At 45.9% G+C, this 4,478-nt stretch carries 5 protein-coding genes; 4 read left to right on the forward strand and 1 reads right to left on the reverse strand.

Features of this window, described 5'->3' with window-relative positions:
* From AAE02nite_RS26455 to AAE02nite_RS25945, 4 genes are all read left to right on the forward strand, one after another.
* A partial coding sequence (locus AAE02nite_RS26455; RefSeq protein WP_170252694.1) for an FG-GAP repeat domain-containing protein occupies positions 1–433 on the forward strand: 433 nt, incomplete at its 5' end.
* Between the two features lie 87 nt (positions 434–520).
* Positions 521–1,381 (forward strand): 3-keto-disaccharide hydrolase, encoded by an 861-nt coding sequence (locus tag AAE02nite_RS25935; RefSeq protein WP_146905761.1) that lies wholly within the window; start codon positions 521–523, stop codon positions 1,379–1,381.
* A 137-nt stretch (positions 1,382–1,518) separates the two neighbouring features.
* Positions 1,519–2,229 (forward strand): SOS response-associated peptidase, encoded by a 711-nt coding sequence (locus tag AAE02nite_RS25940; protein ID WP_146905764.1) that lies wholly within the window; start codon positions 1,519–1,521, stop codon positions 2,227–2,229.
* A 386-nt stretch (positions 2,230–2,615) separates the two neighbouring features.
* On the forward strand, positions 2,616–3,440 hold the full coding sequence (locus AAE02nite_RS25945) for an OmpA/MotB family protein (protein ID WP_146905768.1): 825 nt from the start codon (positions 2,616–2,618) through the stop codon (positions 3,438–3,440).
* Between the two features lie 42 nt (positions 3,441–3,482).
* Here the strand turns inward: AAE02nite_RS25945 and AAE02nite_RS25950 are convergent, their stop codons facing one another.
* Positions 3,483–4,340 carry a dienelactone hydrolase family protein gene (locus tag AAE02nite_RS25950; protein ID WP_146905772.1) on the reverse strand — a complete coding sequence of 286 codons (858 nt, stop codon included), beginning with the start codon at positions 4,338–4,340 and terminating at the stop codon, positions 3,483–3,485.
* Positions 4,341–4,478: the final 138 nt, after the last annotated feature.

Consider the following 4,478-nt stretch of genomic DNA (forward strand, 5'->3'; position numbering starts at 1 on the left):
CGCGGATGCGACCTTGAAAGACATCTTTACTCCCGCAGAACTGCAAGGAGCGGGGCACTGGTCGGCGAACAACCTGCAAACCAGCTATTTTGAAGGGAGTGCGGATGGTAAATTCAAAGCCAGAACTTTGCCCTTGGAGGCGCAGTTCGCCCCGGTGTTTGCCATCACCACGTTAGACTACAACCAGGACGGCAAACCGGATGTACTGCTGGCCGGCAACCTGAACCAGGCCCGGTTAAGGTTTGGTAAGTACGATGCTAACTATGGTACTTTGTTGCAGGGCAATGGGGCGGGAGGGTTTACTTACGTACCGCAGGCGCAGTCCGGACTGGCTATAAAGGGGGATGTGCGCAGTATCCTAAATATCAAGAATACGCTCTTGTTTGGCATCAACCAGCAGCCGCTGAAGGCATATAAATATTTAAATAAATAAAATATTGCCACTTTTTTGCGGATTGTCTTGATACCGGCAGATTACCTTTGCTTAATAATAAGTTTGATTATTTCTAAATATTAAAAAATGAAGCACCTGTTAATATTACTCGTATTTTTTGGAACCGGCGGTTGCATTGCGCAGAAAAACGTGGGGTCGGGGAAATGGATGCAATTGTTTAATGGCAAAGATTTAAATGATTGGCAGGTTAAAATTACCGGTTACCCGTTAAACGAAAATTTCGGTAATACTTTCCGGGTGCAGGATGGCAAAATGCAGGTAGGTTATGAACAATACGGGAGTTTTGATGAGCGTTACGGGCATATCTTCTACAAACAAAAGTTTTCGGCTTACCTGCTGGCTATGGAATACCGTTTCATCGGTGAACAGGTAAAAGGCGGCCCCGGCTGGGCATTACGCAACAGCGGCGCCATGATTCATTCCCAGGACCCAACTACTATGGGGCTGAAACAGGATTTTCCAATTTCAATTGAGGTGCAACTATTAGGAGGAGACGGCCAACACGAACGTCATACCGCTAATTTATGTACGCCCGGCACCAACGTAGTAATGAAGGATAAGTTATTTACCCCGCATTGCATCGATTCTAACTCCAAAACTTTCCACGGCGACCAGTGGGTACGCGTAGAAGTGCTGGTATTAGCCGATTCGATGGTGCAGCACATTGCCGCCGGCGATACGGTACTAACTTATTATAAACCCCAGATTGGCGGTGGTAACGTAGGTAATTATGACCCGGCGGTAAAAAAAGACGGTCAGTTGCTGAAAGAAGGTTATATCTCGTTACAAAGTGAGAGCCATCCGGTTGAATTCCGGAAAGTAGAAATATTTAACCTGGAACCATACATGCAGGATCGGAAAAAGCTGCAGCTGGTTTTGAAACAATTGGCAGCCGAGCGACGGGGACTGGCTTCAGGTAAAAATTAAAGCATTGTATAAAGTTTAAGGGCGACCCTCCAGTAAAGGTTTGGCTGGGTAGTATCTGGCAAACGGTGCTTCTTTTTGTTTAGGCTGTAATTACTGCGTAATACGTATAATAAATAAAACCTAACCGGATTTTACTTATGTGTGGCCGTTATTCTGTTGCAACCAAAAAACTATTAAAAGAGCACCGGCAATCCGCCCGATACCCCGGCATTATTAATGATCCGATTTATAATGCGGCCCCATCGCAGGCACTACCGGTGGTGCCCAATACCAGTCCGGATACCACCGCTTTGTTTTCCTGGGGCTTGCTGCCGGCCTGGGCAACAAGTACTAGAACCAATCGCCCAATTAATGCCCGCGCGGATTCCCTGACCCAAAGCCCCATGTTTAGGACTTTAATTGGCCGCAAACGTTGCCTGGTATTGGCCGATGGTTTCTACGAATGGAAAAAAAAAGACAGCCCTCAGCAATCCTTGTTCGATTTGCCGGCATCGGCAGGTAAAAACAAAATAATCCGGCAGCCTTACCGCTTTACCTTGCTGAGCGAAGACTTATTTTCTTTTGCCGGTTTGTGGGACGAGTGGGTAGACAAAAGTACCGGCGAAGTGCTGAAGACCTTTACTATTATTACCACCGAAGCAAACGAACTGGTACAGGAGGTGCATGACCGAATGCCCGTAATATTAACCTCTGAAGCCGAAGAGCTTTGGCTGAATAACGATGAACCGGTAGAGGCTCTGTTGGATTTATTAAAACCTTATGATGCCGCTGCCATGAAAGCTTATCCTATATCACCACTGATTAATTCGCCGCAGAATAATATGCCGGAGGTCCTTAATTCTTTGTAAGAAATCAAATCTTAAGCTGCTTTGATTGGCTCACTGGTAAAAATAAGGAGGCACAGAATATGGGGTGGCAGCCGCAATGATTTAATGCGGAGGTTTTATATATTAAGATTTTTTACCTTTTAAAGTTTGTGAGTCAAATTCAATTACTAAATGGGGAATTATCTTACCACCTGCATAACTGTCTCCTGCTAAATATCGGAAGTGAGTTTCTTAAACTTTTTGCCTTGGCCGGTTGGGTAAGAAATATTATAAATTCAAAGCAATCTTTTAATAATTAGATATCGCTTTTTATCCAGTAAAAGCTAATGCACCTAACCTTTCCTGATAAAAGAGGGTAAGTTAAAGGGTATATATACCTATATCATTTCCGCACCAAACCTACGATTATGAAAAACTTAAAAAAGATTTTTACTTACGGACTGCTGGCAGCAGTTTTAACAGCTACCTCCTGCGTGTCGTCGAAGAAATACGAAACGGCCCTGGCGGTAAACCGCGAATTACAAGCCGAACGTGACGCCCTTAATAAAGAAAAAGCTGCGCTGGAACAAGAACGTAGCGCTTTAGCCCGGGAGAAAGCGGCCCTGGAAGAAGAAAAAAATGCCACGGAGCAATCGCTGAAAGCTAACCTGAAAAGCAGTACCGAACGCGTGAACCAGTTAAGCTCCGACCTGCAAACCCAGGAAGACCGTCTGCGGGAAATGCAAAGAATTCTGGCGGAGAAAGACCGGGCCGTAAATGATTTGAAGAACCGTGTTAGTAACGCTTTGCTGGGCTTTAAGGCCGGTGACTTAACCGTAAACGTTAAGAACGGCAAAGTTTACGTATCGTTATCGGAGCAGTTGTTGTTTAAATCGGGCAGTACCAAAGTAGATCCCAAAGGCCAGGATGCCTTGCAAAAATTAGCCTTTGCGTTAAAAGACCAGCAAGACGTAAACGTATTAATTGAAGGCCACACCGACGACGTGCCCATTGCCAAAGGTACCGTTGGAATGAGAGATAATTGGGATTTGAGTGTATTGCGGGCCACCGAAATTGCCCGGATATTAACCAACGCGGGTTTATCGCCGGAGCGGGTAACCCCATCGGGGCACTCTAAGTTTGTGCCCGTGGTGGCTAATACCAGCCCCGAAAACCGCCAGCTTAACCGCCGTACCGAAATTATTCTCACCCCCAAATTAGACGAGTTGTTTAAGATTTTGGAGCAGAATTAAATAAGTGCCGGTTTTCCTGGGTGAGTTGCTGGTAGATTAATATTAGCTTAAGGTTTCTTTAAACAGGCGTAAGGTGCGTTCCCAGGCCAGTTTGGCTGCTTCGGGATTGTAACGGGTAGGTGCAGTGTCGTTATTAAAGGCATGTTGGGCGCCCTTGTACACGTAAATTTCGTGTTTAATACCGGCAGCTTTTAAGGCTTCCTGGTAAGCCGGAATGCCCGCATTTACCCGTTCATCCATTTCGCCATAATGCAACTGTACCGCTGCTTTTATTTTGGGTACATCGGCAGCTTCGGGTTGACGGCCGTAATAAGCTACGGCTGCTTTTAACTGGGGAGCGTTTACGGCCAATTGATTGGCCATTGCACCACCCCAGCAAAAACCAACACAACCGGTTTTGCCGTTGCTGTCGGGGCGGGTTCGCAAATACTCCACACCTTTTACAAAATTATTCAGGTTTTTAGGCGCTTCTATTTTACTGAATAAAGCCCGCGCTTCATCTTCATTCTCCGGGGTGCCGCCAAAAGGAGCCAGGGCATCGGGGGCCAGTGCCAGATAACCGGCCTTCGCCATGCGGCGGGTAACATCTTTTATGTGGGGGTTTAACCCCCGGTTTTCATGAATGACCATGACGGCGCCCAACTTACCACTCTTTTTCGGACGAGCCAGGTAGCCCTTCATGGTGGCACCATCACCGGGCCAGGTTACTTCTGCTATGGTTAAATCTTTATCGTCTTCGGCAACGGTAGCAGCCTGCGCATAATTTACTTCCAGCAATGGCAGAACCGTTAAAGCAGCGGTTAAACTGCCGGTAAGTTTTGCCAGCCGTTTCATAAATTCCTCCCGGGTCAGAGGTTTGTGGGTATATTCATCGAAGAGGTTAATGATGCGCTGATCCATAAGTAGTTTTCGGTTGCGTTAGAAGCTTTAATATATAAATTTATTTTATAAAAAATAGGATTTTATAAAAATACAGAACAACGGCAGGAGTACTGTGCAGATAGTGTCAGGCACAAAGTAATCAACGGTTTAAGTAAT

This window comes from Adhaeribacter aerolatus (assembly GCF_007991635.1).
GTDB classification, from domain to species: Bacteria; Bacteroidota; Bacteroidia; order Cytophagales; family Hymenobacteraceae; genus Adhaeribacter; species Adhaeribacter aerolatus.

Excerpts from the sequence above, each read along its gene's own strand:
- AAE02nite_RS25935 (WP_146905761.1), top strand. The coding sequence starts at position 521 with ATGAAGCACCTGTTAATATTACTCGTATTTTTTGGAACCGGCGGTTGC.
- AAE02nite_RS25940 (WP_146905764.1), top strand. The coding sequence starts at position 1,519 with ATGTGTGGCCGTTATTCTGTTGCAACCAAAAAACTATTAAAAGAGCAC.
- AAE02nite_RS25945 (WP_146905768.1), top strand. The coding sequence starts at position 2,616 with ATGAAAAACTTAAAAAAGATTTTTACTTACGGACTGCTGGCAGCAGTT.
- AAE02nite_RS25950 (WP_146905772.1), bottom strand. The coding sequence starts at position 4,340 with ATGGATCAGCGCATCATTAACCTCTTCGATGAATATACCCACAAACCT.